We start from the raw sequence: 25,939 nt of genomic DNA, 5'->3' as shown, positions 1-25,939 counted from the left end.
CCGATGGCGATCCGCGTGATGCTCGTCGACGACCAGGTGCTGCTGCGCACCGGTTTCCGGATGGTGCTCGCCGCCCAGCCGGACATGGAGGTCGTGGCCGAGGCGGGCGACGGCGTCGAGGCCCTGCAGGTACTGAGCGCCACCGAGGTCGACGTGGTCCTGATGGACGTACGCATGCCGAAGCTGGACGGCGTGGAGACCACCCGCCGCATCTGCTCGGACCCGAACCCGCCGAAGGTGCTGATCCTCACCACCTTCGACCTCGACGAGTACGCCTTCTCCGGGCTGAAGGCGGGCGCCTCCGGCTTCATGCTCAAGGACGTGCCCCCGGGCGAACTGCTCGCCGCCATCCGGTCCGTGCACAGCGGCGACGCCGTGGTCGCGCCGTCCACCACCCGGCGTCTGCTCGACCGGTTCGCGCCGCTGCTGCCCAACGCCGGCAAGGAGCCCCGGCACAAGGGGCTTGAGCGGCTCACCGAGCGCGAGCGCGAGGTCATGATCCTCGTCGCGCAGGGCCTGTCCAACGGGGAGATCGCGGCCCGCCTCGTCCTCTCCGAGGCCACCGTGAAGACCCACGTCGGGCGCATTCTCACCAAACTGGGGCTGCGCGACCGGGTGCAGGTGGTCGTGCTCGCCTACGAGACGGGGATCGTCAGGGCGGGCGGGCTCGGCTGAGGCACGGGGCGCCGCACAGTCGAACGCGGGGGCCGCACTCCGTGCCGCAGGGCCGTATGCCCGGCGGCCGGTGCAGGGTGCTGCGCGGGATGAGGGTCTGTGCATGCTCCTTTGACATCCTCCCCCTCTTGAAAGTGGGGGATTCCAACCCGGGTGGGTTGAGGTTCACGGGCGTTCGAACGGCCGGTGGCCGCTGTCACCCCTCCGGCACCGGCTCATCGCCGGGGGCGGGGGAAACCGCCCTGTCCTGCCGCGACATTGTTTGCTGCTTCAGCGCCGTGGCGGCACCGCGGCCGCCTCCGCCGACCCGGGGGATGGTCCGGAGCCCGTCGGCGCCACGGCGTCAACGCTACGTCCGGACCGGCACCTCGTCGCGGCACCGCCTCACCGGGCCGTGCGCCCCGGACAGGGCCCAGCGCTGGCCTAGCGCAGGATGCCCTCCAGGAAGTCGCTGCCCAGCCGGGCCACCACGCTGACGTCGAGCTGGTGCAGTACGTACCGGCCGCGGCGCCGCGTGGTGATCAGGCCCGCCTTCTTGAGCACACCCAGATGCCGGGATATCTCCGGTGCGGTCATGCCGTGCGCCTGGGCCAGCTCGCCGGTGGTGTACGCGCTGCGTGCCAGATGGCGGCAGATGCGCATCCGGACCGGGTGGGACAGGGCGGCCATCCGCAGGGTGAGCTGCTCGACGGAGGGCGGGGTCGCGAGCTCCGGGGAGCTGACGGGATAGTGCAGCACCGGCTGCCACTGGTAGCGGTGCAGCACCATCAGGTGCGGGCGGCCGAGGCTGGTGGGGACGAGGAGCAGGCCGCCGTCCGCCGCGACCGTCCGTCCCTCGGTCAGCTTGTCGACGGTGATGCGCCGCGCCGTCTCGTCCAGGGACAGCGCGGACGATACGGAGGCCAGTGCCTCGGACAGGCCCTTGTGCCGGAGCAGATCCGTCTTGTGGCGGGCCTCCGCGGCGAGCGGGTGGCGCAGCCGGGACCAGGTCTCGGCGAAGAAGGCCTCGTCGCAGTCCTCCAGGAACTGCCGCAGCCAGGCCCGCACGCCCGGCGGGTCCACCAGCAGCCGCTCGGTGAACCGCGTCTGCTGCGGCCCGCGCGAGGCGGCCAGATCCACGGCGCGCCGCCGCACCTCGGGGTCGGAGAGCGCGTGCGGTCCCTCGGAGCTGTAGGCCAGCGCGCAGGTGAACTCCAGGGCCGCGTCCACGAACTGCTCGTCCGTGAGCTTGTCCAGCAGGTCCAGGTCCTCGGCGAGCGTCGCGCCCGGCAGCGCGGCCCCGCCGGGGACGCCCGCACACGGCAGGAACAGGTCCGAGAACGTCGTACGCCACAGGAAGTCCGCCTCGCACATCCGGTCCGCGAGATGGGGATCGAGCCCGGCGGTCACCCCCGTCACCCAGCCCTGCAACCCGGGGTGGTGTCCCGGCTCCGCCAGCGCGTGCAGCGCCATCCCCAGCTCGGCCAGCGGCGACGGCACGACGGCGATCCGCTCCGGCCGCAGCCCGCCGATGTCGATGCGCACGCTCATGCCCCCATGGTGCACCCCGCCACCGACAACGGGCCGCCGTCGATTGACGGCGGCCGTCAATCGAGGCGACAGCCGGGGCGGACAGGCGCAATCTGGAGCATCCGGGGCATTTCGCGCAGGTCCTTCGGTCCCATCCCTCGTCCCGAGAGGCGATCGGTCATGAGCATCACGCAGCAGTACCTCCTGGACACCTACCGGGCCTCGCAGCACGGGGAAGCGGCACCACCGGCGCCCGGCAGCCACGACCGGGAGGTCGCGCGGGAGCTGCGCGACTACCGGCAGTTCCGGGCCGTCATGGCCGGGCACCCGGCCCACGGCCGGATACGCGGCGCCCTGAGCCGGTGGCTCCACGGACAGCGCCGGCACCCGGCCCACTGAGGTCCCCGACGCCGAGCCGTGCGGTGATCCCGTGCCGTCCAGGCGACCCCGTGCTACCCGGTGATCCCGCCCGGCAGCCGCTCCACGAACGTCCGGACCGCCGTCTTCACGTCGTCCGCCGTCCACTCCAGACCCGGCCCGGCCACCGTCACCTCGGTGTACGAGAGTCCGGGGCCGCCCCGGTTCCAGCCCTGGGCGAAGAGGCCCGTCCTCGTCTCCTCGACGTGCCGCAGAGCCGTGTCCCCGAGAACATCCGGCTCGTACGGCAGCCAGATCTGGAACTGGTGGGTGTGCGGCTCCTCCGGGTGGACACGGACCCACGGGACCCCCGCCTCCGTGAAGCCCTCGCGCAGGGCGCCGGCCACCACGCGCGCGTGGGCGACGTAGTCCGGCAGCCGGGGCAGCTCCCGCTCCAGGCCGATCAGTGCCGACAGGACGGTCGGGAACTGCTGGATGATCATGCCGCCGTACCGGTGCCGCCAGGTCTTCGCCTCGTCCACGAGCGTCTTCGGCCCCGCGACGGCGGCACCGCCGAAGCCGCCGAGCGACTTGTAGAACGAGACGTACACGCTGTCCGCGAGGCCCGCGATCTCGTTCAGGGGGCGGCCGAAGTGCGGGGTGCACTCCCACAGCCGGGCCCCGTCGAAGTGGACCACCGCGTCGCGCTCCCGGGCGGCCTCCACGACCTCGGTGAGCTCCTCCCAGGAGGGCAGGACGAAACCGGCGTCCCTGAGAGGCAGCTCCAGCAGCAGCGCTCCGAACGGCTCGGGGAAGTCCCGTACCTCCTCGGCGGTCGGCATCCGGGGCTCGTCCGTCAGACGGACCGGGCGCAGGCCGCTGACCTGGCTGAACGCCTGCCGTTCATGGACCTCGGGGTGGTTGAGGGCGTGCAGCGCCACGGTCGTGTCGCCGGTCCGGCCCGCCCAGCAGCGCAGGGCGACCTGCTGGGCCATGGTCCCGGTCGGGAAGAAGGCCGCCGCCTCCATGCCCAGCAACGCGGCGACCCGCTCCTCCAGGGTCTCGACGAGGCCGTCGCCGTACATGTCGACCCGCCCGTCCAGGTCGCACACCTCGCCGGCGCCCTCGCTCAGCCAGGCCAGACGCTCGCCGAGCGTCTGCTGGTGGCTGGGCCGCCACAGCACCCGCTCCGCCGCCTTCCAGGCGGCGACGCGCCGCTCGAACCGCTCCTTGGCAGACGGCTCCGCCGTCTGCTCCCCGGCCTGCTCCGCAGGCTCCGTCCCGCTCTGTGCCGCTGTATCGCTCATCCGAGGATGATGTCCCGATCCCGCCCGGCCGGTCACCCGATTTCCGTGCGCCGGTGACCTGCGGAAATCCCGTTCACGCGGTCGGCGCACGTCCCGTTCCCGCGGCTCGCGGAAACCCACAGCCTGTGGACGGCCGAACTGCCCCCGAACCAATCGCGTTAACATGACGAGAAATCGTCCGGTACCCCGAGCGGACTGGAACGGAAGGCCGCCGTCGAGTGAGTACGTATCCCCAGACAGAGCCCAAGGACCGCCCCGCGCGGCTGACCGTCGGCGTCGTCGGCGCCGGCCGCGTCGGACCCGCGCTCGCCGCGGCACTCCAGCTCGCCGGACACCGCCCGGTGGCCGTCTCCGGCGTCTCCGACGCCTCCAGGCGGCGGGCCGCGCAGCTCCTGCCCGACGTGCCGCTGGTGTCCCCGGCGCAGGTCCTGGAGCGCTCCGAGCTCGTGCTGCTGACCGTTCCCGACGACGCCCTCCCCGGGCTCGTCGAAGGGCTCGCCGAGACGGGCGCCGTCCGCCCTGGCCAACTGCTGGTGCACACCTCCGGACGGTACGGCGCGCGGGTGCTCGACCCGGCCCTGAGGGCGGGCGCGCTGCCGCTCGCCCTGCATCCCGCGATGACGTTCACCGGCACTCCCGTGGACGTCCAGCGGCTCGCCGGATGCTCCTTCGGGGTCACCGCGCCCGAGCAGCTGCGGCTGGCCGCCGAGGCCCTGGTGATCGAGATGGGCGGCGAGCCCGAGTGGATCGCCGAGGAGTCCCGGCCGCTCTACCACGCGGCCCTCGCGCTCGGCGCCAACCACCTGGTGACCCTGGTCGCCGAGTCGATGGAACTGCTGCGCACCGCCGGTGTGGAGGCCCCCGACCGGATGCTGGGCCCGCTGCTCGGCGCCGCTCTGGACAACGCGCTCAGGTCGGGCGACGCGGCGCTGACCGGACCGGTCGCGCGCGGGGACGCGGGCACGGTCGCCGCGCACGTCGCCGAGCTGCGCGAGCACGCCCCGCAGACGGTCGCCGGCTATCTCGCGATGGCCCGCGCGACGGCCGACCGCGCGCTCGCCCACGGACTGCTCAAGCCGGAACTCGCCGAGGACCTCCTGGGGGTACTCGCCGACGGGACGAACGGGATCCAGGGGACCCAGGGGACCGAGGGAGACGCCCGATGACCACCGTCCTGCTGCGCACCGCCGACGAACTGCACGCGCGTGCCCGCGCGGGCCGCCGGGCCGTCGTGATGACCATGGGCGCCCTCCACGAGGGCCACGCCACCTTGATCCGCACCGCCCGCGAGGTCGCGGGCGACGGCGGCGAAGTGGTCGTGACCGTCTTCGTGAACCCCCTCCAGTTCGGTCAGGGCGAGGACCTCGACCGCTACCCGCGCACCCTCGACGCCGACCTGAAGATCGCCGAACAGGCGGGCGCGGACGTCGTGTTCGCCCCTGCCGTCGACGAGGTCTACCCCGGCGGCGAGCCCCAGGTCCGGATCTCCGCGGGACCGATGGGCGAGCGCCTGGAGGGCTCCGTGCGGCCCGGCCACTTCGACGGCATGCTCACCGTCGTAGCCAAGCTGCTGCACCTCACCCGGCCCGACGTGGCGCTGTTCGGGCAGAAGGACGCCCAGCAGCTCGCCCTGATCCGGCGCATGGCGCGCGACCTGAACTTCGGCGTGGAGATCGCCGGTGTCCCCACCGTGCGCGAAGAGGACGGACTCGCCCTCTCCAGCCGCAACCGCTACCTCTCGGCCGAGGAGCGGCGCACCGCGCTCGCCCTCTCGCAGGCCCTGTTCGCGGGCCGCGACCGGCACGCGGCCCAGGAGGCGCTGCGCGCGCGGGCCCTCGAAGTGCCGGCCACGCGCGCGCGTGCCGAGGCCCTCAGCGCCATAGGCGAGTCGCGGGCCGCGGCCGACGCGCACGCCGTCGCGAAGGCCGTCCCCGGCTGGCCGGGCGGCGTCCGCTCGGCCGCCCGGCTGGTCCTCGACGAGGCGGCCCGCATGCACCCGCCGCTGGTCCTTGACTATCTCGCTCTCGTCGACCCCTCCGACTTCACGGAGATCCCGGACGACTTCACCGGCGAGGCGGTCCTCGCCGTCGCCGCCCGGGTCGGGACGACCCGGCTGATCGACAACATCCCCCTCACCTTCGGAGCCGCCTCGTGACCGGCCATGGCACAGGTTCAGACACAGCCAAGGGCACCGGCATACGACTGCACGCGCCCGCCCCCGGCTGGGCCCTCACCGCGGACGTCGTGATCGTCGGATCCGGCGTCGCCGGCCTCACCGCGGCCCTGCGCTGCGAGGCGGCGGGGCTGCGGACCGTCGTCGTCACCAAGGCGCGCCTGGACGACGGCTCCACGCGCTGGGCGCAGGGCGGCGTCGCAGCCGCCCTCGGCGAGGGCGACACCCCCGAGCAGCACCTCGACGACACCCTGGTGGCGGGCGCGGGCCTGTGCGACGAGGAGGCCGTGCGCATCCTCGTCACCGAGGGCCCCGACGCCGTCCGCCGGCTCATCGCGACCGGCGCCCACTTCGACGAGTCCACCGAGGGCGAACTCGAACTCACCCGCGAGGGCGGCCACCACCGCCGCCGCATCGCGCACGCCGGCGGCGACGCGACCGGCGCCGAGATCTCCCGGGCCCTCGTCGAGGCGGTCCGCGCGCGGGGCCTGCGCACGGTCGAGAACGCGCTCGTCCTCGACCTCCTCACGGACGCCGACGGCCGCACCGCGGGCGTGACCCTGCACGTCATGGGAGAGGGCCAGCACGACGGGGTGGGCGCCGTGCACGCCCCCGCCGTGGTCCTCGCGACCGGCGGCATGGGCCAGGTCTACTCCGCGACCACCAACCCGTCCGTCTCCACGGGCGACGGCGTGGCCCTCGCCCTGCGCGCGGGCGCCGAGATCTCCGACCTCGAATTCGTGCAGTTCCACCCGACCGTGCTGTTCCTCGGGGCGGACGCGGAGGGCCAGCAGCCGCTGGTCTCCGAGGCGGTACGCGGCGAGGGCGCCCACCTGGTCGACGGTGACGGCGTGCGCTTCATGGTGGGCCAGCACGAACTGGCCGAGCTGGCGCCCCGGGACATCGTCGCCAAGGGCATCACGCGCCGCATGCAGGAGCAGGACGCCGAGCACATGTTCCTCGACGCCCGGCACTTCGGCGCCGCCATGTGGGAGCACCGCTTCCCCACGATCCTGGCCGCCTGCCGCGCCCACGGCATCGACCCGGTGACCGAGCCCGTCCCGGTCGCCCCGGCCGCGCACTACGCCTCCGGAGGCGTACGGACCGACGCGCGGGGCCGCACCACGGTCCCCGGCCTGTACGCGTGCGGCGAGGTCGCCTGCACGGGCGTCCACGGCGCCAACCGGCTCGCCTCGAACTCGCTGCTCGAAGGCCTGGTCTACGCCGAGCGGATCGCCGACGACATCGCGGCGAGCCACGCCGAGGACGGTCTCCACGCGCGTGTGCCCGAACCCGTCCCGCACCCCGAGAAGCCCGCGCACCCGCTGCTCGCCCCCGAGAACCGGTTCGCGATCCAGCGGATCATGACCGTCGGCGCCGGTGTGCTGCGCTCAGCCGAGTCCCTCGCGACCGCGGCCGACCAGCTCCAGAAGCTGCACACCGACGCGCGGGACGCCCTCGACGAGAACGGCAAGACCTCCGAGCCCGGCGTCGACACCTGGGAGGCCACCAACCTGCTGTGCGTGGCCCGCGTCCTGGTCGCCGCCGCCCTCCTGCGCGAGGAGACCCGGGGCTGCCACTGGCGCGAGGACCACGCCGACCGGGACGACGCGGACTGGCGCCGCCACATCGTCGTACGGCTGAATCCCGACCGGACGCTCGCGGTCCTGACCACCGATACCGCAGACTTCCCCCCGACATCCCGGCAGCCCCACGCGGCGCCCCAGTCCCGTCCCCAGGAGCAGTGACCGAAGTGAGCACCCACGACCTTCCCCTCGCCCAGAGCGGCGGCTGCGGCGACGGCTGCGGCTGCGGCGCCGACACGGACGAGGCGTACCTGGAGTGCGGCCTCGATCCCGCTCTGGCCCAGCTCCTCGCCGACGCCGGTCTCGACCCCCTGGAGGTCGAGGACATCGCGAACGTGGCGATCCAGGAGGACCTCGACAACGGCGTGGACGTGACGACGGTCGCGACCATCCCCGAGAACGCCGTGTCCACCGGGGACTTCACCGCCAGGGACGCGGGCGTCGTCGCGGGCCTGCGGGTCGCCGAGGCCGTCATCTCCGTGATCTGCACCGACGAGTTCGAGGTCGAGCGGCACGTCGAGGACGGCGACCGCGTCGAGGCCGGCCAGAAGCTGCTCACCGTCACCACGCGCACCCGCGACCTGCTGACGGCCGAACGCAGCGCCCTGAACCTCCTGTGCCGCCTGTCCGGCATCGCGACCGCCACGCGCGCGTGGGCGGACGCCCTGGAGGGCACCAGGACCCGCGTGCGGGACACCCGCAAGACGACGCCGGGCCTGCGCTCCCTGGAGAAGTTCGCGGTGCGCTGCGGCGGCGGCGTCAACCACCGCATGTCGCTCGCCGACGCCGCGCTGGTCAAGGACAACCACGTGGTCGCCGCGGGCGGCGTGGCACAGGCATTCAAGGCCGTACGGGAGATGTTCCCGGAGGTCCCGGTCGAGGTCGAGGTCGACACCCTGCACCAGCTGCGCGAGGTCGTGGACGCGGGCGCCGACCTGATCCTGCTGGACAACTTCACGCCCCTCGAATGCGAGGAGGCGGTGGGCGTCGTCGAGGGCCGGGCCCTCCTGGAGGCGTCCGGGCGGCTCACCCTCGACACCGCCGCGGCGTACGCGCGCACGGGCGTCGACTTCCTGGCCGTGGGCGCGCTCACGCACTCCTCCCCGATCCTCGACATCGGTCTCGACCTGCGAGCGGCGGAGTAACCGCGACCATGCTGCTGACCATCGACGTAGGCAACACCCACACGGTCCTCGGCCTCTTCGACGGGGAGGAGATCGTCGAGCACTGGCGCATCTCCACCGACTCGCGGCGGACCGCGGACGAACTCGCCGTGCTGCTCCAGGGACTCATGGGCATGCACCCGCTGCTCGGCGAGGAACTCGGTGACGGCATCGACGGCATCGCGATCTGCGCCACCGTGCCGTCCGTGCTGCACGAGCTGCGCGAGGTGACGCGGCGCTACTACGGCGATGTCCCCGCCGTCCTCGTCGAGCCCGGCGTCAAGACGGGCGTGCCGATCCTCACGGACAACCCCAAGGAGGTCGGCGCCGACCGGATCATCAACGCCGTCGCGGCCGTCGAGCTGTACGGGGGACCGGCGATCGTCGTCGACTTCGGTACCGCGACCACGTTCGACGCGGTCAGCGCGCGGGGCGAGTACATCGGCGGTGTCATCGCCCCCGGCATCGAGATCTCCGTCGAGGCGCTCGGCGTCAAGGGCGCTCAGCTGCGGAAGATCGAGGTGGCCCGGCCCCGCGCGGTGATCGGCAAGAACACCGTCGAGGCGATGCAGTCCGGCATCATCTACGGGTTCGCGGGCCAGGTCGACGGGGTCGTGACCCGGATGGCGCGCGAGCTCGCCGACGACCCCGAGGACGTCACCGTCATCGCCACGGGCGGGCTGGCTCCGATGGTCCTCGGCGAGTCCTCGGTGATCGACGAGCACGAGCCCTGGCTGACGCTGATCGGGCTGCGCCTGGTGTACGAGCGGAACGTCTCGCGCATGTGAGCTCCGCCCGCGCGCTTCATGGAGCAGGAACCGAAGGGGCCCCGCGAACGCGGGGCCCCTTCGGCGTCGATTTCAGCGGGCAGTGGCCGGCGGCCGGGGCACTTCCGGAATCCGATACGGAATTCCTTGGTCGACGGCGCCTCTCGGTCACGGAGTTCTTGGTCGCGACGTTCTCGGCCACGGCCTTCTCGACCATGGCGTTCCCGGCGACGGGCGCGTCTCGGTGACGGCGGCTCCGCGAACGCGGGACGCGCCACATTTCTACCGCTATGCGGATTTTGTCTGATTAGCACGTATCGTCGCCCCATGCCCACGCCCTACGGATCCCACGGCGGTATGGCGTTCGGTGCGGAGGAGCTGCGTGTGCTCCGCCGTGCCCTCGCCCTCGCCCTGCACCCCAGTCCCGTCTCGGCCGAGGACGTCCAGGACTGCCTCCGCCTCGCCGAGTCCGTCGACGAGGCGGCCCGTGAGGGAGCCAGGCTCCGGGCCTTCCTGCTGGCCGACCTCGCCCGCTACCGGGCCGCGCTGCCGGGCACCGCCGCCGGCTACCTCGTCCTCCTGGAAGAGGTCCTCGCCTCCGGCTACCGGCCGAACCCCGACGACCTCGCCGCGCTCCGCGCGCTGCGTGGCAACCCCACCGCGGCGGCCCTCCTGGACCGCTGCCGGGTCCTCGCCGAGCAGGACGTGCGCGCCAGGCTCGCGGGCCGCACGGTCGCCTCGGTCCCCTCGTCCCGCACCCGGCTGCTGGCCCTGCCCGGCGGTCGCGCCGCCGAGGAGCCCGACAGGAAGCCGGAGCCGAAACCGCAGTCCCAGCCGCCGGGCGGGACGCCGCGCCCGGACCGTCCCATCCCCACCCCGGGCGAGGTCTTCCCGCCGCGGCGCAAGCCCGGACCGCCTCCGGCGAACCCGCCGCAGCAGCTCGCGGCGGGCTAGCTACTCTGGAGCCATGGACTATGTCTCCGCGCTCGTGCCCCCCGTAGTGATGGCCGTGTTCTTCATCGGGCTCATCGTGACGATCGTGAAGAGTCAGGGCGGGGCCAACAAGGCCAAGGAGGACGGTGTCGTCGACGCCGCCCTCGCGCGCGTGGAGGCCGCCCAGCAGGCCTCGGCCCCCAAGGACGCCGGGGCCTGAGCCCTGAGCCCCGGGCGGCCTCGCGCGGCCCGGCGAACACCCTTCGGCGTACGGCCGTCCCGCGCTGAAGCGCGCTGTCACCGGCGTACGACTCGGACGTTTCATACGTTCTTCGAGTCGTACGCCCTTTTTGTTGACCATCTCCCACTATTGTTCTGAACTGTGCCTCGCCCATTGGGAGAACTCGAAGACGCGGTCATGACGCGGGTGTGGAAGTGGAACCGCCCGGTGACCGTTCGGGAAGTCCTGGAAGACCTTCAACAGGAACGGTCCATCGCGTACACCACGGTGATGACCGTTTTGGACAATCTCCATCAGAAGGGCTGGGTGCGTCGCGAGGCGGAAGGCCGGGCCTATCGATATGAGGCTGTCTCCACACGCGCCGCCTACTCGGCGGCCCTGATGAACGACGCCTGGTCGCAGAGCGACAACCCGGCGGCCGCTCTCGTCGCCTTCTTCGGGATGATGAGCGAGGAACAGCGGGTCGCGCTCAGGGATGCCGTACGCATGGTGCAAGGGCCCGAACCGCAAGCCCCCGAAGCCGTCGAAAGGCCCCCGGTGCCCGAGCCCTCCGAGGAGAACCCCGCCGCCGACGGGGGCGCCTCCGGGCGATAGCGTCCGCTCATGCCAGCAGAGCATCCCGCGGAGGTTCCGGCAGAGCTTCCGGCACAGCATCCCGAAGTCACCGCGAAAACCGTCACCGTCCGGCGGGCCAGGACAGGCGATGTCGCGGCCGTACGCGGACTCCTCGACGCGAACGTGCGCCGCCGTATCCTGCTCGACAAACCAACGGTCACCCTTTACGAGGACATCCAGGAGTTCTGGGTCGCGGAACGCGGCGCCGGCTCAAGTGCCGAGGTGATCGGCTGTGGCGCCCTGCACGTGATGTGGGAAGACCTCGCGGAAGTCCGCACTCTCGCGGTGAACCCCGCGGTCAAGGGCCTGGGCGTCGGTCACCAGTTGCTGGAGAAGTTGCTGCAGACCGCTCGCTGGCTCGGCGTTCGACGGGTTTTCTGTCTGACCTTCGAAGTCGGCTTCTTCGCGAAGCACGGCTTCGTGGAGATCGGCGAGACACCCGTCGACACGGATGTGTACGCCGAGCTCCTGCGTTCCTATGACGAGGGCGTGGCAGAGTTCCTCGGTCTCGAACGGGTGAAACCGAACACCTTGGGCAACAGTCGGATGCTTCTGCATCTGTGATCGCGGCCGGCTATTCCTGCGGAGTGCGTTGCCCACGTTCCCTATGTCCGAAACGCGCACGTTTCCGGCGGGCGGTGTCCAGTGAGTCTCTGCCAGGGGTTTGTGTTTTTCCAGCAAAAGCGGTTTGCTTTCCGACGTACTGCAGTACTGCATATAACAAGGGACGGCGAAACGGCGGACGCCGCGGGCCCTCCTTGCCCTGAAGTTATCGATGAAAGGAAATCCGGTGGCGCAGAAGGTTCAGGTCCTTCTTGTCGACGACCTCGACGGTGGCGAGGCGGACGAGACCGTGACGTTCGCGTTGGACGGCAAGACGTACGAAATCGATCTCACGACCGCCAATGCGGACAAGCTCCGTGGTCTTCTCGACCCCTACACCAAGGGTGGCCGTCGTACCGGAGGCCGCGCTTCGGGCGGACGCGGAAAGGCCCGCGTCGCTTCCGGTGGCAGCCAGGACACCGCGCAGATTCGCGCCTGGGCCAAGGAGAACGGCCACGACGTCAACGACCGCGGCCGTGTTCCCGCGTCCATTCGCGAGGCCTACGAGAAGGCCAACGGCTGAGCGCACGCTTGCCGCAGCTTCACCCGATGGCAGTGTGTCGCCATCGTCTGCACCAGTCGTACGAGATCGGGGGCGCCCCCAACGCCCCCGCCGACGGCCCCGCCGCCCAGCGCCGACAGCGTCGGCAAGGCCGGCTCCACCTCGCGGCCGGGCTCCGGGGGTCGCAGCCAGCGGGCGGCCCCTCGTGGGCCCCTCCGCGTTTCCGGACCGGCCGGCAGCCGGTCCGCGGGACGGGCTTGCGGGTGGTCCCCGGGCCGCTCCCCGAATCCGGCCGGCAGCGGAGCACGGGGGCCCCGCGACGCCGGAGCCGCGAAGTCCGGCGCCACCGGGACGCCGGGATCCGGCGGCGGGGGAGCCTCGATGCTTCCGTCCGCGCCGATCGCCGTGAGATCCAGCGCGAGAGCGCCCCACTCCAGCCAGTCGAGCAGCCCCGGCAGCTCCTCCGCGCTTCCGGCGGCCACCAGCAGCCGCATCCGCTCCCCGTGCAACGCCACCGGAGAAGCGGGCCCCAGATGCCGCAGCGCCGCGAATCCCGCCTCCGCCGGCACCTCCAGGACGTCGAAGCGCAGCCCCGTGACGAGCCGTACCGGCGACCCGGGCACTGCCGTCCAGCCCAGTTCGTTCTCGTACCACTGATGCACCGGATCGACCGGATCACCGGGATCGAACGGCCGGCGAGGGACAGGGACGGTGGAAACCATGCAAGGAGCAACCGCCACAAGAGCCCCGGAGTTACGCTGGGCGTTTAAGCGAACGCGCAGAGTTCCGGAAAAAGGGGCGTGCGGGAGCGTTCGGCCGGGCACGGATGTTCGCCCGTAGCGGAGGGAACCGGTGCGCGCGGCATGGAGTGTCGGTGCGCACGGGTAAGACATCCCTAGTGGGAGGGGCGACACGCAAGGCTCGGGCATCTCACGTTCGCCATCGGCGTACAGCGGGAGAGGGTATCTGCCTGGCCTGCGGGAACATCGTCTCGCACCATCAGGTTGGAGCAGATGTCGGCGTTCGGGGTCAGGAGGCCAAGGACGGTGTCGGCAGTTGGAATGAGCGGTCCCCGCTTGCGGGACTAAGCTGCGGAAGGACAGGGAGGGGAGCGTCCCCTTACTGCCTGACCGCTCTGAGGAGCGATTAACGATGTTCGAGAGGTTCACCGACCGCGCGCGGCGGGTTGTCGTCCTGGCTCAGGAAGAAGCCCGGATGCTCAACCACAACTACATCGGCACCGAGCACATCCTCCTGGGCCTGATCCACGAGGGTGAGGGTGTCGCCGCTAAGGCCCTGGAGAGCCTCGGGATTTCGCTCGAGGCGGTCCGCCAGCAGGTGGAGGAGATCATCGGCCAGGGCCAGCAGGCCCCGTCCGGGCACATCCCCTTCACCCCCCGTGCCAAGAAGGTGCTGGAGCTCTCGCTCCGCGAGGCCCTTCAGCTGGGCCACAACTACATCGGCACGGAGCACATCCTGCTCGGCCTGATCCGTGAGGGCGAGGGCGTCGCCGCCCAGGTCCTGGTCAAGCTGGGCGCAGACCTCAACCGGGTGCGGCAGCAGGTGATCCAGCTGCTCTCCGGCTACCAGGGCAAGGAGACCGCCACCGCCGGTGGTCCTGCCGAGGGCACCCCCTCCACCTCCCTGGTCCTCGACCAGTTCGGCCGGAACCTCACCCAGGCCGCCCGTGAATCCAAGCTCGACCCGGTCATCGGGCGCGAGAAGGAGATCGAGCGGGTCATGCAGGTCCTGTCCCGCCGTACGAAGAACAACCCGGTGCTGATCGGTGAGCCCGGCGTCGGCAAGACCGCCGTCGTCGAGGGCCTCGCCCAGGCCATCGTCAAGGGCGAGGTGCCCGAGACCCTCAAGGACAAGCACCTCTACACCCTCGACCTCGGCGCGCTGGTCGCCGGCTCCCGCTACCGCGGTGACTTCGAGGAGCGCCTGAAGAAGGTCCTCAAGGAGATCCGTACCCGCGGCGACATCATCCTGTTCATCGACGAGCTGCACACGCTGGTCGGCGCGGGTGCCGCCGAGGGCGCCATCGACGCCGCTTCGATCCTGAAGCCGATGCTGGCCCGCGGTGAGCTGCAGACCATCGGCGCCACCACGCTGGACGAGTACCGCAAGCACCTCGAGAAGGACGCGGCCCTAGAGCGCCGCTTCCAGCCGATCCAGGTGGCGGAGCCTTCCCTCCCCCACACGATCGAGATCCTCAAGGGTCTGCGCGACCGGTACGAGGCCCACCACCGCGTGTCCATCACGGACGAGGCCCTGGTGCAGGCGGCGACGCTCGCCGACCGGTACATCTCGGACCGCTTCCTGCCCGACAAGGCGATCGACCTGATCGACGAGGCGGGCTCCCGGATGCGCATCCGCCGGATGACCGCACCGCCGGACCTCCGTGAGTTCGACGAGAAGATCGCGGGCGTGCGCCGCGACAAGGAGTCGGCCATCGACTCCCAGGACTTCGAGAAGGCGGCCTCTCTCCGCGACAAGGAGAAGCAGCTGCTGGCGGCGAAGGCCAAGCGCGAGAAGGAGTGGAAGGCCGGCGACATGGACGTCGTGGCCGAGGTCGACGGCGAGCTGATCGCCGAGGTCCTGGCCACCGCCACCGGCATCCCGGTCTTCAAGCTGACCGAGGAGGAGTCCTCGCGTCTGCTGCGCATGGAGGACGAGCTCCACAAGCGGGTCATCGGCCAGAAGGACGCCATCAAGGCGCTCTCGCAGGCGATCCGCCGCACGCGAGCGGGTCTGAAGGACCCGAAGCGTCCCGGTGGTTCCTTCATCTTCGCCGGCCCCTCGGGTGTCGGTAAGACGGAGCTGTCGAAGACCCTCGCGGAGTTCCTCTTCGGTGACGAGGACGCGCTGATCTCCCTCGACATGTCGGAGTTCAGCGAGAAGCACACGGTCTCGCGTCTCTTCGGTTCGCCCCCCGGTTACGTGGGCTACGAAGAGGGCGGCCAGCTGACCGAGAAGGTCCGCCGCAAGCCGTTCTCCGTCGTCCTCTTCGACGAGGTCGAGAAGGCGCACCCGGACATCTTCAACTCGCTGCTGCAGATCCTGGAGGACGGTCGTCTGACCGACTCCCAGGGCCGGGTCGTGGACTTCAAGAACACGGTCATCATCATGACGACCAACCTCGGCACCCGGGACATCTCCAAGGGCTTCAACCTCGGCTTCGCGGCCGTGGGCGACGTCAAGAGCAACTACGACCGGATGAAGGCCAAGGTCAACGAGGAGCTGAAGCAGCACTTCCGCCCCGAGTTCCTGAACCGTGTCGACGACACGGTGGTCTTCCACCAGCTGACCGAGGAAGACATCATCCAGATCGTCGACCTCATGGTCGCGAAGGTGGACGAGCGTCTGAAGGACCGGGACATGGGCATCGAGCTCAGCCCGAGCGCCAAGTCCCTCCTCGCCAAGAAGGGCTACGACCCCGTCCTGGGCGCCCGGCCGCTGCGCCGGACCATCCAGCGCGAGATCGAGGACATCCTCTCCGAGAAGATCCTCTTCGGGGAGCTCCGTCCCGGTCACATCGTGGTCGTCGGCACGGAGGGCGAGGGCGAGGCCAAGGCCTTCACCTTCCGGGGCGAGGAGAAGTCGGCGCTTCCCGACATCCCGCCGATCGAGCAGGCCGCCGGCGGTGCCGGTCCCAACCTGAGCAAGGAGGCGTGACCTGCGGGTCCGCCTGAAGAGGGGCTGCCCCGGGACTTCGGTCCCGGGGCAGCCCCTTTTTCCGGAGGGGCGGAGTCACAGAACGTTGTGGGTCGTGGCCGTCGTATGTTCCCCGGGCAATTGACTCGCGAGTTGTTCCGGCGCGGTACCGGTGTCCGAATTGAGGACGAAATTGACCGTCCGCAGATTCGGCAGCAGGGCCCGCAGTCCGGAAAGGTCCTCGTTCCCCGTCAGTTTTCTGAGTTCCAGGTGCTCCACGGCCGGCAGCGGCGGCGCCGATTCGAGGGATTCCAGGGCGGCCCGGTGTATCCGCAGTTCCCTGAGCCCAGACAGTGCGGTGACCTCGGACCAGTCGTCGGGGGTGAGTTCGCCGGGTACCCGGCTCAGCCACAGGGTGTGCAGGGACTGCCAGTGACTCAGCCCCCGCAGGCCGGTTTCCCGCAGTACGTCCAGCCCGAAGCAGACGACTTCCAGCGGCGCGTTCAAGGGGAGGGTCTCGCTCAGCGACCGGCCCACGAGCCGGTGTCCGACATTCAGTTCACGCAGCGAGGTCAGCGCCGCCAGACCGCCGGGGGCCGGGGGCCGTCCCGAGGCGGACAGCAGGTACAGCCCCCGCAGCGGCAGCTCCGCGAGGGGCGCGAGATCGCCGATCCCCGTGCACTGGTCGAGGCTGAGCTGCTCCAGTCGCGGCTGCGCCGTCAGGAAGCCCAGGTCCCGCAGCCGGTTGTTGTTCCACAGCAGCAGACGTGTCACCTGGTCCGGCGGCAGGCAGGAGCGCAGCTCCGCCGGGTCGATGTCTCCGACGATCTGAAGCCGGGGCCGGCCGCCCAGTTCGCGCAGCGCGCGGAGCTGGGCGGCCGAGTGCGCGGTGTAGTACAGGCCGGCCGGGTCCAGGCGGGCGATGATCTCGGACGCGTAGCGCTCGGTGTCGAACCTGTGCCATCCCCAGGCGAGTTGGGCCCGTACGGACAGGGCCGGGTGCGAGCGGAAGCGTGCCAGTACGGGGATGGCCGCGTCGGTGCCGATCAGGGAGGCGGTGACCACGACCCCTCGGGCCTCGGCCTCGGTCAGCCCCTCCGGTCCGGGCAGCAGCTCCAGGACGAGGGGGCCCGCCTCGGCCAGGGCGCGGGCCTCCTCCGATGTTCTCGGCGGGATGAGCGCGGCCGCGTCGTCCTCCACGGCGGCCCGCACCTCGGGCGCGAGCTGCGTGGCGTGTTCCAGCGAGGCGAGGGCGAGAAGCCGTACGCGGGTCGCGGACGGCCCGTCGAGCCGCGCCGCCGCGCCGGTCATGGCGCCCAGCAGCTCGGCCCGTTCCCGGGGCCTGGCGTGGGCGACGGCCATCCGGATCACATCCGCCCACTGGGACTCCCCGGCGTTGCGCACCAGCAGACCGAAGTCCCCGTCCTCCACCGCGGCCTTGGCGCCCAGGTAGTCCTGGAACGTGCGGTGGACGAACTCGACGGTGCCGGGGGTGGGTTCACGCAGAAGGCCGCTGCGGACGACGAGGTGACGCAGTATCAGCGCGGCGTCGCCCTGCTCGGCGGCGGCCGGGAGGGAGGGCAGCACGTCGGCGACGATGCGTTCGGCGCGGTCGCGGTCCATCTCCACCCGGCTGTTGCGGATGAGCCAGTAGGCGAGCCGCTGGAGCAGCTGGATCTGTGGGAGTTCGGTGAGACGGATGCCGTCGTGACCGCTTCCGGGGACCGACATGTCGCGCTCCTCGTCGCGGCGCGACAGCAGCATGGAGAGCGCGGCGTCGTACAACTCCTGCCTGCCGTGCGGCAGATATCCCCGGCGGTCACGGTGCAGCGCGCAGATGAGGCCGCACATCAGGGGGTTGGTGGCGAGGCGGCCGAGGTCCGGCTTGGTCCGGACGGCGTCGAGCAGGGAACGCTCGTAGCCGTCGAGGCGGTCCGTGTCCGAGGCGTCCAGGCGAGCCGCGGCGTGCCAGCGGCGGACGAACGCGGCCACGTCGTCGCCGGTCATCGGCGAGAGGACGAGCTCGGTGAATCCGTCGGGGGCGAGCCAGTCCTCCCGTACGGCCGAGGGGCGGGACGTGACCAGCCACTGGTTGCCGGGGTAGGCGTCGAGAAGCTCGCGCAGCCAGCGGCGGGTGTGTTCGCGGTCACGTTCGGGGATTTCGTCGAGGCCGTCGACGAGCAGCAGGCCGCGGCCGTGGCCGAGCACCCTGTCGGTCCAGCCGTCCGGCTGGGTCGCGTGGAAGGGGATCCGGACGGCGGACAGGAACGCGTCCGGGGCCGGAAGGCCGTCCGGGCGGCGGACGAGGGTGCGCAGCGGGAGGACGAAGGGGACGCGGTCTCCCCGCTCGCCGCGTGCCGCGGTCACCGCCAGCCACTGCACCAGCGTGGTCTTGCCGGACCCGGCCACACCGCGCAGGAGAACCAGGTCCTGCTCCGACAGGGCCTGCTCGGCGGGCAGGGAGGCGCCCGCGGCGGCGATGCGCACACCGTCCGACGAGGCGGTCTCCTCGTCCTCCACGGGGCGTAAGGCCTGGAGGGAGAGGTAGGCGGCGTCCAGCGGCCAGCGTTCCGGGGAGTTGACGAGGTCGATGCCGTAGATGGTGAGGTGGCTGTGCCTGGTGGCGAGATGGGCGAGATAGCGCTGTTCGAACGCCTGGTCCGTGCCGCCCGTCATGGGGGTGCGCGCGATCAGCTCGTCCACCTTGGCGATCAGCTCGCGCTGTCCGCGGACCTGCTCCACGAGGGTGCGGGAGGCAAACGTCGAGCGCTGGGTGAAGAAGTGCAGGATGTGGAGGCAGGCCGTGTCGAGCAGGCCCTCGTAGAACAGGGCCGCGTCGAAGGACAGGTCCCGTTCGGGGTTCTCGCCGGCCTCGCGCAGCCGCAGGGCGAGCGCCCGGTGGCCGAGCTCCACCGCCTGGACGTCCGTCATGGTGAGGTCGCCCAGGGCGTGCAGGGTCGCCGCGAGGGCATGGACGACGGCCTGTTCCTCGTCGGCGGGGAACGGTCGCTCTCCGCCGCGCAGCGCCCGGCTGACCAGGGCGGCCGAGAGACCGGCCAGCTCCTTCTCGCCCACGACCCGTTTCTCGCCCTTGAAGGAGACGAACGCCGAGATGCGTACGGGCTTGTCCACGAGCCCGGCTCCCGGGCCCTCCGCCACGAAGAGCTTCCTGATGAGAGGCCCGGCCACACTCGAGGCCAGGCGTGCGCCGACGGCTACTGGGTCCATGACGATCCCCCCGTGAAAACGTTGAGCCCGAAGGCCACCGTAGGGGCCGGGAGCCGATCGGCACAGCAGAGCCCGGTCATTGCCCGCCGAGCTGTCCCAAGAGCCTTGAAACCAGGGGCGGAAGCGTAGCCCGCGTCACATTCAGGGGGTCCCGGATCCGGGGGCCCGGTGACATGCGGCACAGGCGTTTTGTCCGGTACTAGGGCGAATAGTGGATACGCGAAAACGGACAAAAAGGACCTTCGGCCCGGGGTGGGGAGGACCTGTGGCGCGCCGCCCGGAAGGGTGGGCCGCAGGCGTGTCCGGCAAGGGGTGCGCCCCCTCGAAGTGGGGTTAAACCATGTTTCCCGGGCTAAAGCGACAAGATCCCGGCCGAGATGTCCGTGGTGTCAAGGTTCATCAAGTTTTGCGATGAAGTACTAGTTCGCGTCGTAGATGGGGGGTTTGAGTCGGACTGGGGGTGCGGGTTACCAATGAATGGCCCACTCGGCGGCAGGCACCGCGCCGCAGTGGTTGTTCGGTCCCTTGTCCCCGGCTCCACGAGGTATTCATGTCGAAGCGCGTCACGTCCCGCAAGTCCCTTACTTCCCTGGTCCGCACTCGGGCGGCCGTCCTGGCCGTCGGTCTGGGCGCCTCGGCCGTACTGGGCGCAGGGGTCGCGACCGCCGCCGAAGCGGGCGTCAGCACCAGCGCGACCGTCACCGCGGCCAACGCCGTTCAGACGCAGGCGGCGGCTCAGGCCAAGGCCGCCGCGGTGAAGAAGGCCGCGGCCGCCAACAAGGCCGCCGTCGCGAAGAAGGCCGTCGCCAAGAAGGCCGCTTCCTGGATCGACCCGGTCGCGAAGTACACCCTGTCCGCCACCTTCAACCAGGCCGGCGGCATGTGGGCCCACAAGCACTCCGGCCAGGACTTCGCCGTGCCGCAGGGCACCAACGTCATGGCCGCGCACGGCGGCACCGTCGTCAAGGCGGGCGGCAACGGCGCCGGTGACGGTCCGGCGTACGGCAACGCCATCGTCATCAAGCACGGCAACGGCACGTACTCGCAGTACGCCCACCTGTCGCGCATCGACGTGCGCGTCGGCCAGGTCGTCGCCACCGGTCAGCACATAGCCCTGTCCGGCAACACCGGTAACTCCAGCGGCCCGCACCTGCACTTCGAGATCCGTACGACCCCGAACTACGGCTCGGCCATCAACCCCGTCGTGTTCCTGCACAACATGGGCGTCACGGTCTGACCCGCCCGCGCCGGTGATCCGGCGCGGAGCCCCGGTGCGGAGTGCCGGAGCAGAGCCCGAGGCGGAGCCCCGGCGTCCGGAAAGCGGCGCTAGGAAACTCCGCCTCCGTGGGCCGCTCCGCCCCCGTGGGCCTGTGTCACCAGATCGATCGCGACCTCCAGGACAGCCTTGCGCTTGTCCTCGGGGTCGCCTTCGACGTCCTTGAGGACGAACATGCCGGCGTGCATCGTGAAGAGCGCGCTGATGCAGCGGACCTGGTCGGTCAGCGGCGACTCGGGCTCCTTGATGATCTCCAGCATGCTGATCATGCGGTCCTTGAAGGTCTCGCCGATGCTCAGCTCGCGTACGGTTGCCTGGTTCTCCTGCATGAAGCGGAAGAGCGGGGACGCGCCACCGAGGGCCTCGCTGTAGCGGCGCAGCACCTCCTGCTTGGTCTCCAGGGTGTGCGGCTGCTGTCTGCCCCACTCGATCAGTTCGTCGAGCGGCCTCGTCAGATCCTCGAAGAGGCTGATGAGGATCTCTTCCTTGGTCTTGAAGTGGTAGTAGAGCGCCGCTTTGGTGACATCGAGGTGCTCGGCTATCTCGCGCAGCGAGGTCTTCTCGTAGCCCTGCTCGGAGAAGAGTTCGAGGGCTACGTCCTGGATGCGCTGCCGAGTGTCGCCCCGGCGCTGCCGCTTGGTGCCGTCCATCGTGCCGCCCATCCTTGTGTTCCTCGCGCTCCCTGAAACTTACCTGTCGCCCGGCTGGTAAAACTAGTCATACTTACTTGACGCCCGGCTAGTTGCGGGGCTATTTTCCCTGAGTGTAGTCAGCTTGCCGGTCGGCAAGTAAGTAGCCGGACGGCGGCAGAGGTAACTAGGGGAGTGGGAACGATGGCGGACAAGACGAAAGAGGCCGAACCGGCCGCCGGGCAGACGGGGCCAGGGGCCGACGGCCAGCCGGCGGTCGAGGGCGGGAAGCGACAGCGCAGCGTGCGCGTGGTCCTGCTCGCGCTGATGCTCACGATGATGCTGGCGATGCTCGACAACATGATCGTCGGCACGGCCATGCCGACCATCGTGGGTGACCTCGGCGGACTCGAGCACCTTTCCTGGGTCGTGACGGCGTACACCCTCGCCACCGCGGCCTCCACCCCGATCTGGGGCAAGCTCGGCGACATGTACGGGCGCAAGGGCGCCTTCATGACGTCGATCGTGATCTTCCTGATCGGCTCCGCGCTGAGCGGCATGGCCCAGAACATGGGTGAGCTGATCGGATTCCGGGCCATTCAGGGTCTCGGCGCAGGCGGTCTCATGGTCGGCGTCATGGCGATCATCGGTGACCTGATCCCGCCCCGTGAGCGCGGCAAGTACCAGGGCATGATGGCCGGCATCATGGCGCTCGCGATGATCGGCGGTCCGCTGATCGGCGGCACCATCACCGACAACTGGGGCTGGCGCTGGTCCTTCTACATCAACCTGCCGCTCGGCGCGGTCGCGCTCGCCGCGATCAGCATCGTCCTGCACCTGCCGAAGAAGCGGTCCGAGACGCGCATCGACTACCTCGGTGCCGCTCTGCTGACCGTCGGCATCACCTCCATCGTCCTCGTCACCACCTGGGGTGGCACGGAGTACGCCTGGTCGTCCGCGCGGATCATGGAGCTCATCGGCCTCGGCGTCGCCGCGCTGGTCGGGTTCGTCTTCTGGCAGACCAAGGCCGCCGAGCCGATCGTGCCGCTGCACATCTTCCGCAGCCGCAACTTCACCCTGATGTCGATCATCGGCTTCGTCACCGGCTTCGCCATGTTCGGAGCCACGCTGTTCCTGCCGCTGTACCAGCAGGCGGTGCAGGGCGCGTCCGCGACCAACTCCGGTCTGCTGCTGCTGCCCATGCTGGGCGCGATGCTCGTGACGTCGATGGTCGCCGGGCGGGTCACCACCGCCACCGGCCGCTACAAGATCTTCCCCGTCATCGGCGGTGTGCTGATGGTGATCGGCCTCTACCTGCTGTCGACGATGGACACGGACACCACCCGTTTCATGTCCGGCGTCTACATGGCCGTCCTCGGCCTGGGCATGGGCTGCCTGATGCAGGTCACCATGCTGGTGGCGCAGAACAGCGTGGAGATGAAGGACATGGGCGTCGCGTCCTCCTCCACCACCCTGTTCCGTACGCTCGGCTCGTCGTTCGGTGTCGCCGTCATGGGCGCGCTGTTCAACAGCCGCGTCAAGGACGTCATGGCCGAGAAGGCCGGCGCGCTGGGTTCGAAGATCACCGAGCAGTCCCCGCAGCTGGACGCGGCGAGCCTGGCGAAGCTGCCGGCGGTGGCGCGCGAGGCCTACCAGCACGCGGTGTCGGCCGGTACGCACACGGCCTTCCTGCTGGGCGCGTCGGTGGCCGTGGTCGTGATGATCTCGTCGGTGTTCGTCAAGGAGGTCGCCCTCAAGGGAGCCGGCGCGCCCAAGCCCGGCGCGGACGGCGCCCCGGACGAGGCACCCCAGATCCACATCGCCGAGCCGGTCTGACCTGATCGCGGGGCCGGTCCTTCCGACGGCCCCTGAACTCCTCGAAACGAAGGCCCCCGGCGTTGTCCGCCCCGGGGGCCTTCTCCTGTGCCCGGTCACTGTCAGTGCCGCGTGCCACCATCGGGAACGTGGACCGAATGCGGCAGCTGCGGCTCGCCAAGGACGCCATCGATCGGGACTGGGCCGAGCCCGGCACCGATCTCGACGCGCTGGCCGCGCGCGCCGGATATTCGCGCTATCACTTCATACGGGCCTTCAAGGCGGCGTACGGCGAGACCCCGGGCCGGTATCTGACGCACCGGCGCATCGACCGGGCGGAGGACCTGCTGCGCACCGCGAACCTCTCGGTGACCGAGATCTGCCATCTGGTCGGCTTCAGCAGCCTCGGCACCTTCTCGGCGCGCTTCAAGGCCTGGACCGGGCTGACCCCGAGCGACTACCGGGCGGAACACGTCGGGCGGGGCGCCGCGCTGATACCGGGCTGCTACGCGATGCTCTGGGCCGGCGGCTTCCGGACCGGGCCGGGCGGGGGATCCCGTACCGGCAGGGGTGCGTCGGGTGCCGGATCCCGTACCGGCACGGGTGCGTCGGGCACGGGATCCCGTACCGGCACCAGTGGAGGAGAGCGCAATTCCGGAGAAGCGCCGTGACGCGGAGGCCGCCTACGGTGGCAGGGCAGGCCCAGCGGACGACGACCCGGCCCGACCGCGGTCACCGCGCGATCCCGGACACCTGGAGCACACCATGATCAAAGGACTCGCCATCTCGACCGTCTGGGTCCTCGACCAGGACCGGGCCAGGGAGTTCTACACCGAGAAGCTCGGGCTCCAACTCCGTACGGACATGACGATGGGCGAGGGCGGCATGCGCTGGCTCACCGTCGGCGCCCCGGATCAGCCCGGGGTCGAGCTGACCCTCATGGTGCCCGGACCGCCCGCCATGGACCCCGAGTCCGCGGAGATGCTGAAGAAGCTGATCGCCAAGGGCGTGCTCGGCGCGGGCGTGCTGCGGACCGACGACATCCACGGCGACTACAAGAAGCTCAAGGACCGCGGGGTGGAGTTCCTCCAGGAACCGCAGGAGCGCCCGTACGGCACGGAGGCGCTGTTCCGCGACGACTCGGGGAACTGGTTCTCCTTCACCCAGCACCGCGCGGGCGGGCTCGACCTGGACAAGGACTGGAGCCACTAGGGCTGGAGCGGCCAGGACTCAAGCGGCCGGGACTGGAGCCGCTTGGTCCGAGCCGCTTGATCCGGAACCACTGGGTCCGGAACCGCTGGGTCCGGAAGGGTTCGGAGCCGCTGGGGCCGGAGCTTCTGACAGGCTCCCGACCCCGCGGCTACTTCCCGGACGCCGGCAGCATCGGGTAGCTGCCGGTGCTCGTCGGCGCGTGCTCCGGCAGCCACAGCACGGCGACCGCGCCCTCTGCGGGTACGTCTTCCGGGGTCCCGGCGGGCCGTACGTTGCGGAAGGTCAGCCGTGCGCCGAGCACCCGGGCCTGGCCCGCGGCGATGGTGAGGCCGAGTCCGTGGCCGTCGCCCGCGCGGTCGGCGCTCCCGGTGCGGAAGCGGCTCGGCCCCTCGGCGAGGAGCTTCTCGGGGAAGCCGGGGCCGTGGTCGCGGACGCGGATGACGCGGCCCTCGACGGTGACCTCGATCGGCGGCCTGCCGTGTCGGGCGGCGTTCGCGAGGAGGTTGAGCAGGACGCGCTCCAGGCGGCGCGGGTCCGTCGTGACCTCCGACTCGTGCACCACCCGCACCTCGACGTCCGCGCCCTTCGCGGCCACCCGCCGGGTCACGAACTCACCGAGCATGATGTCCTGCAGCTCGGCCCGCTCGGAGGCGCCGTCCAGCCGGGCGACCTCCAGGACGTCCTCGACGAGGGTGCGCATGGCCTGCGCCCGGTCCCGTACGAGCTCGGTGGGTCGGCCGGGCGGCAGGAGCTCGGCCGCCGTGAGCAGCCCCGTCACCGGGGTGCGCAGTTCGTGGGCGATGTCGGCGGTCACCCGGCGCTCGGCCTCGATGCGCTGCTGGAGCGCGTCGGCCATGGCGTCCACGGCGCGCGCGAGGTCATCGGTCTCGTCGAGCACGACTCCGCCGATCGCGTCCCGCACCCGCACGTCCCGCTCGCCCTTGGCGACCCGGTTCGCGGCGGCCGCCGCCTTGCGCAGCCGGCGCGACAACTGGCCGCCGATGAGCACACCGAGTGCGCTGCCGCCGAAGACGACCGCGATGGAGCCGATGATCAGCGCCTGGTCGAGGTCCTTCATCACGTCCGCGTTGCGGTCCGTGAACCGCTCGTGCCAGGACAGCACCTGGCCGTTCCTGAGCGGTACGGCGGCCCAGATGTCCGGCACGCCGTTCGGACTGTCGGAGACGTAGGTCGCCCGCCGCCCCTCCGAGACCTTGGTCATCAGGTCCGCCGGAATGGAGGGGTCGTCGATCTTGGCCCCGAACGGCGGCGGCCGGCCCGGCCCGTACATGCGCTCGGCGAGCTGGATGCGCTCGTCGGCCAGGTCGCGCGAGTTGTCCAGCATCGAGACGCGGGCCGCGTTGTGCACGACCAGGCTCAGCGCGATGGCGACCAGCGCGCCGACCAGGGCGATCGCCGTGCTGAGCTTCCAGCGGATGCCCGTACGAATGCTGGTACCCGACGCATCGCCCCGGTCTATCCCGATGCCGATGCTCCGGCCCCTGCCGGTGTCCGTGCCGAGGACATCGCCCCTGCCCGTGTCTCTGCCGAGGCCGAGGCCGACGCCCACGCCGTCGCGCGAACCCGCGTGCACGCCGCCGCCCGCGTCCGCGCGTCCGCCCGGAACCGGTCCCTGCCCCGGAACCGAGGGCTTCCCCGGAGCCGAGCGCTGAAATATCCCCCGCATACCC

The 25,939-nt window shown here is 70.9% G+C and carries 23 protein-coding genes; 17 read left to right on the top strand and 6 right to left on the bottom strand.

The genetic code is table 11. From position 1 onward, the window contains the following. The first annotated feature begins 3 nt into the window (after positions 1-3). Positions 4-675, top strand: a complete 672-nt coding sequence (locus ACZ6KY_RS33855; protein WP_362395850.1) for a response regulator transcription factor — start codon at positions 4-6, stop codon at positions 673-675. Between the two features lie 423 nt (positions 676-1,098). On the opposite strand, the gene ACZ6KY_RS33850 is transcribed toward ACZ6KY_RS33855, so the two are convergent. After that, complete coding sequence (locus ACZ6KY_RS33850) at positions 1,099-2,205, bottom strand: DUF5937 family protein (RefSeq protein WP_469314066.1); 1,107 nt, start codon at positions 2,203-2,205, stop codon at positions 1,099-1,101. 159 nt (positions 2,206-2,364) lie between these two features. Here ACZ6KY_RS33850 and ACZ6KY_RS33845 point away from each other — a divergent pair, with 159 nt between their 5' ends. Beyond that, positions 2,365-2,583, top strand: a complete 219-nt coding sequence (locus ACZ6KY_RS33845; protein WP_469314065.1) for a hypothetical protein — start codon at positions 2,365-2,367, stop codon at positions 2,581-2,583. Positions 2,584-2,636: 53 nt separating this feature from the next. Here ACZ6KY_RS33845 and ACZ6KY_RS33840 read toward each other — a convergent pair whose 3' ends face one another. After that, positions 2,637-3,848 (bottom strand): threonine aldolase family protein, encoded by a 1,212-nt coding sequence (locus tag ACZ6KY_RS33840; RefSeq protein ID WP_469314064.1) that lies wholly within the window; start codon positions 3,846-3,848, stop codon positions 2,637-2,639. Positions 3,849-4,066: 218 nt separating this feature from the next. Here ACZ6KY_RS33840 and ACZ6KY_RS33835 point away from each other — a divergent pair, with 218 nt between their 5' ends. The 10 genes from ACZ6KY_RS33835 to ACZ6KY_RS33790 all read left to right on the top strand — a co-directional run bounded on the left by ACZ6KY_RS33835 (position 4,067) and on the right by ACZ6KY_RS33790 (position 12,452). Beyond that, complete coding sequence (locus ACZ6KY_RS33835; RefSeq protein ID WP_469314063.1) at positions 4,067-5,014, top strand: Rossmann-like and DUF2520 domain-containing protein; 948 nt, start codon at positions 4,067-4,069, stop codon at positions 5,012-5,014. Further along, a complete protein-coding gene (panC, locus tag ACZ6KY_RS33830) occupies positions 5,011-6,003 on the top strand; it encodes a pantoate--beta-alanine ligase (protein WP_469314062.1) in 993 nt (330 codons plus the stop codon). The genes ACZ6KY_RS33835 and panC overlap by 4 nt, the downstream gene beginning before the upstream one ends. After that, on the top strand, positions 6,000-7,769 hold the full coding sequence (locus ACZ6KY_RS33825; protein ID WP_469314061.1) for an L-aspartate oxidase: 1,770 nt from the start codon (positions 6,000-6,002) through the stop codon (positions 7,767-7,769). Before panC ends, ACZ6KY_RS33825 begins: the two co-directional genes overlap by 4 nt. Before the next feature lie 5 nt (positions 7,770-7,774). Then, positions 7,775-8,752 (top strand): carboxylating nicotinate-nucleotide diphosphorylase, encoded by a 978-nt coding sequence (gene nadC / locus ACZ6KY_RS33820; protein WP_469314060.1) that lies wholly within the window; start codon positions 7,775-7,777, stop codon positions 8,750-8,752. An 8-nt stretch (positions 8,753-8,760) separates the two neighbouring features. Next, positions 8,761-9,558 (top strand): type III pantothenate kinase, encoded by a 798-nt coding sequence (locus tag ACZ6KY_RS33815; RefSeq protein WP_351542506.1) that lies wholly within the window; start codon positions 8,761-8,763, stop codon positions 9,556-9,558. A gap of 336 nt (positions 9,559-9,894) precedes the next feature. Further along, positions 9,895-10,491, top strand: coding sequence for a hypothetical protein (locus tag ACZ6KY_RS33810; protein ID WP_469314093.1), 597 nt, complete (start codon positions 9,895-9,897; stop codon positions 10,489-10,491). Between the two features lie 13 nt (positions 10,492-10,504). Beyond that, entirely contained in the window at positions 10,505-10,690 is a 186-nt protein-coding gene (locus tag ACZ6KY_RS33805) for a hypothetical protein (protein WP_328554209.1), read from the top strand. A gap of 198 nt (positions 10,691-10,888) precedes the next feature. Beyond that, a complete protein-coding gene (locus tag ACZ6KY_RS33800; RefSeq protein ID WP_469314092.1) occupies positions 10,889-11,305 on the top strand; it encodes a BlaI/MecI/CopY family transcriptional regulator in 417 nt (138 codons plus the stop codon). A 9-nt stretch (positions 11,306-11,314) separates the two neighbouring features. Continuing rightward, positions 11,315-11,890, top strand: coding sequence for an amino-acid N-acetyltransferase (locus ACZ6KY_RS33795; RefSeq protein ID WP_469314059.1), 576 nt, complete (start codon positions 11,315-11,317; stop codon positions 11,888-11,890). 226 nt (positions 11,891-12,116) lie between these two features. Continuing rightward, on the top strand, positions 12,117-12,452 hold the full coding sequence (locus ACZ6KY_RS33790) for a histone-like nucleoid-structuring protein Lsr2 (protein ID WP_469314058.1): 336 nt from the start codon (positions 12,117-12,119) through the stop codon (positions 12,450-12,452). On the opposite strand, the gene ACZ6KY_RS33785 is transcribed toward ACZ6KY_RS33790, so the two are convergent. Further along, positions 12,431-13,153 carry an SCO3374 family protein gene (locus tag ACZ6KY_RS33785; protein ID WP_469314057.1) on the bottom strand — a complete coding sequence of 241 codons (723 nt, stop codon included), beginning with the start codon at positions 13,151-13,153 and terminating at the stop codon, positions 12,431-12,433. The two genes, ACZ6KY_RS33790 and ACZ6KY_RS33785, sit on opposite strands and share 22 nt — an antisense overlap. 430 nt (positions 13,154-13,583) lie before the next feature. On the opposite strand from ACZ6KY_RS33785, the gene ACZ6KY_RS33780 reads away from it, so the two are divergent. Further along, positions 13,584-16,109, top strand: a complete 2,526-nt coding sequence (locus ACZ6KY_RS33780) for an ATP-dependent Clp protease ATP-binding subunit (protein WP_261704656.1) — start codon at positions 13,584-13,586, stop codon at positions 16,107-16,109. A 75-nt stretch (positions 16,110-16,184) separates the two neighbouring features. On the opposite strand, the gene ACZ6KY_RS33775 is transcribed toward ACZ6KY_RS33780, so the two are convergent. Further along, positions 16,185-19,316: an NACHT domain-containing protein gene (locus tag ACZ6KY_RS33775; protein ID WP_469314056.1), complete on the bottom strand. Its 3,132-nt coding sequence runs from the start codon at positions 19,314-19,316 to the stop codon at positions 16,185-16,187. Positions 19,317-19,866: 550 nt separating this feature from the next. On the opposite strand from ACZ6KY_RS33775, the gene ACZ6KY_RS33770 reads away from it, so the two are divergent. Then, positions 19,867-20,553 (top strand): M23 family metallopeptidase, encoded by a 687-nt coding sequence (locus ACZ6KY_RS33770; protein WP_469314055.1) that lies wholly within the window; start codon positions 19,867-19,869, stop codon positions 20,551-20,553. Positions 20,554-20,642: 89 nt separating this feature from the next. Here ACZ6KY_RS33770 and ACZ6KY_RS33765 read toward each other — a convergent pair whose 3' ends face one another. Further along, entirely contained in the window at positions 20,643-21,254 is a 612-nt protein-coding gene (locus ACZ6KY_RS33765; RefSeq protein ID WP_469314054.1) for a TetR/AcrR family transcriptional regulator, read from the bottom strand. Positions 21,255-21,425: 171 nt separating this feature from the next. Here ACZ6KY_RS33765 and ACZ6KY_RS33760 point away from each other — a divergent pair, with 171 nt between their 5' ends. From ACZ6KY_RS33760 to ACZ6KY_RS33750, 3 genes are all read left to right on the top strand, one after another. Further along, complete coding sequence (locus ACZ6KY_RS33760) at positions 21,426-23,057, top strand: MDR family MFS transporter (RefSeq protein WP_469314053.1); 1,632 nt, start codon at positions 21,426-21,428, stop codon at positions 23,055-23,057. Between the two features lie 137 nt (positions 23,058-23,194). Beyond that, positions 23,195-23,707, top strand: a complete 513-nt coding sequence (locus ACZ6KY_RS33755; protein WP_469314091.1) for a helix-turn-helix transcriptional regulator — start codon at positions 23,195-23,197, stop codon at positions 23,705-23,707. Between the two features lie 94 nt (positions 23,708-23,801). Beyond that, positions 23,802-24,248 carry a VOC family protein gene (locus tag ACZ6KY_RS33750; RefSeq protein ID WP_469314052.1) on the top strand — a complete coding sequence of 149 codons (447 nt, stop codon included), beginning with the start codon at positions 23,802-23,804 and terminating at the stop codon, positions 24,246-24,248. Between the two features lie 148 nt (positions 24,249-24,396). Here the strand turns inward: ACZ6KY_RS33750 and cseC are convergent, their stop codons facing one another. Next, the gene (cseC, locus tag ACZ6KY_RS33745) at positions 24,397-25,935 is read right to left on the bottom strand and encodes a two-component system sensor histidine kinase CseC (RefSeq protein WP_469314051.1); all 1,539 of its coding nucleotides are present in this window, start codon (positions 25,933-25,935) and stop codon (positions 24,397-24,399) included. Between the last annotated feature and the right edge of the window lie 4 nt (positions 25,936-25,939).

Source organism: Streptomyces sp. NPDC042002 (genome assembly GCF_055588305.1).
The sequence above is the reverse complement of the archived record's forward strand: the minus strand, read 5'-3'. Positions and strand labels throughout refer to the sequence as shown.

What these genes read in the sequence shown, in the direction of transcription:
- ACZ6KY_RS33855 (WP_362395850.1), top strand. Translation starts at nt 4, where the DNA reads ATGGCGATCCGCGTGATGCTCGTCGACGACCAGGTGCTGCTGCGCACC.
- ACZ6KY_RS33850 (WP_469314066.1), bottom strand. Translation starts at nt 2,205, where the DNA reads ATGAGCGTGCGCATCGACATCGGCGGGCTGCGGCCGGAGCGGATCGCC.
- ACZ6KY_RS33845 (WP_469314065.1), top strand. Translation starts at nt 2,365, where the DNA reads ATGAGCATCACGCAGCAGTACCTCCTGGACACCTACCGGGCCTCGCAG.
- ACZ6KY_RS33840 (WP_469314064.1), bottom strand. Translation starts at nt 3,848, where the DNA reads ATGAGCGATACAGCGGCACAGAGCGGGACGGAGCCTGCGGAGCAGGCC.
- panC (WP_469314062.1), top strand. Translation starts at nt 5,011, where the DNA reads ATGACCACCGTCCTGCTGCGCACCGCCGACGAACTGCACGCGCGTGCC.
- ACZ6KY_RS33815 (WP_351542506.1), top strand. Translation starts at nt 8,761, where the DNA reads ATGCTGCTGACCATCGACGTAGGCAACACCCACACGGTCCTCGGCCTC.
- ACZ6KY_RS33810 (WP_469314093.1), top strand. Translation starts at nt 9,895, where the DNA reads ATGGCGTTCGGTGCGGAGGAGCTGCGTGTGCTCCGCCGTGCCCTCGCC.
- ACZ6KY_RS33805 (WP_328554209.1), top strand. Translation starts at nt 10,505, where the DNA reads ATGGACTATGTCTCCGCGCTCGTGCCCCCCGTAGTGATGGCCGTGTTC.
- ACZ6KY_RS33800 (WP_469314092.1), top strand. Translation starts at nt 10,889, where the DNA reads ATGACGCGGGTGTGGAAGTGGAACCGCCCGGTGACCGTTCGGGAAGTC.
- ACZ6KY_RS33795 (WP_469314059.1), top strand. Translation starts at nt 11,315, where the DNA reads ATGCCAGCAGAGCATCCCGCGGAGGTTCCGGCAGAGCTTCCGGCACAG.
- ACZ6KY_RS33785 (WP_469314057.1), bottom strand. Translation starts at nt 13,153, where the DNA reads ATGGTTTCCACCGTCCCTGTCCCTCGCCGGCCGTTCGATCCCGGTGAT.
- ACZ6KY_RS33780 (WP_261704656.1), top strand. Translation starts at nt 13,584, where the DNA reads ATGTTCGAGAGGTTCACCGACCGCGCGCGGCGGGTTGTCGTCCTGGCT.
- ACZ6KY_RS33775 (WP_469314056.1), bottom strand. Translation starts at nt 19,316, where the DNA reads ATGGACCCAGTAGCCGTCGGCGCACGCCTGGCCTCGAGTGTGGCCGGG.
- ACZ6KY_RS33770 (WP_469314055.1), top strand. Translation starts at nt 19,867, where the DNA reads ATGTCGAAGCGCGTCACGTCCCGCAAGTCCCTTACTTCCCTGGTCCGC.
- ACZ6KY_RS33765 (WP_469314054.1), bottom strand. Translation starts at nt 21,254, where the DNA reads ATGGGCGGCACGATGGACGGCACCAAGCGGCAGCGCCGGGGCGACACT.
- ACZ6KY_RS33760 (WP_469314053.1), top strand. Translation starts at nt 21,426, where the DNA reads ATGGCGGACAAGACGAAAGAGGCCGAACCGGCCGCCGGGCAGACGGGG.
- ACZ6KY_RS33755 (WP_469314091.1), top strand. Translation starts at nt 23,195, where the DNA reads ATGCGGCAGCTGCGGCTCGCCAAGGACGCCATCGATCGGGACTGGGCC.
- ACZ6KY_RS33750 (WP_469314052.1), top strand. Translation starts at nt 23,802, where the DNA reads ATGATCAAAGGACTCGCCATCTCGACCGTCTGGGTCCTCGACCAGGAC.
- cseC (WP_469314051.1), bottom strand. Translation starts at nt 25,935, where the DNA reads ATGCGGGGGATATTTCAGCGCTCGGCTCCGGGGAAGCCCTCGGTTCCG.